The sequence below is a fragment of the Vibrio sp. 1402 genome (assembly GCF_033340275.1).
Genome location: NZ_JAWOWE010000491.1, coordinates 1 through 582 on the forward strand (window position 1 = coordinate 1; position 582 = coordinate 582).

Annotated in this window: 2 pseudogenes; both read right to left on the reverse strand. The window is 42.6% G+C overall.

What is annotated here, in order from left to right:
• Window positions 1–285, reverse strand: a pseudogene (locus R7044_RS26855) (hypothetical protein); the annotation flags it as partial.
• Window positions 285–582, reverse strand: a pseudogene (locus R7044_RS26860) (hypothetical protein); the annotation flags it as partial. The pseudogenes R7044_RS26860 and R7044_RS26855, both read right to left, overlap by 1 nt.

Here is a 582-nt window from a genome sequence, read left to right on the forward strand (position 1 = left end):
CAGTGTGTATCGCAGTTTATTTACACCTTTGGCTTTGATTTCTTTTACAAAACCATCAACAAATTGACTCTCTTCGGTGTCGTAGTTGATTGCAAACGTAGACTTTGGGTATTGGCTATTGATTTGATTAACAAAGTTAACCGACTTATCCATTGCCACGTCTTTGTTGGTGACTCGAAACTCAAAGGTTTCCACAATGGTGTCTACCGTCGTTTTATTTGGGGTTACCGATACCGAGCAACCGGTCAGTAAAACGGAAACGACCAATAATAGGTTTGCCTTCATTAGTTAAAGCCTCCCGCCTTTATCGTATTTTCCAATTCTTCGTCATCAACTTTCGAAAGATCGAGCTTCAGCAAGCGCTCAAGGTCACTCGTTCGCTCGAACTTCGGCAGCTTGATGTCGGTTTCTTTGACAGGGTCAACAAGATTAACTGTTGCGACGATGATCAACTCCGTCTTTCTTCTTTCGGTATTGGTCTTACTGAATAACGCACCAAGAATTGGGATGTCGCCTAGATAAGGAATTTTTGCCAATGACTCCTGCTCTTCCGACGTTAAAAGACCAGCTAACACGAAGCTT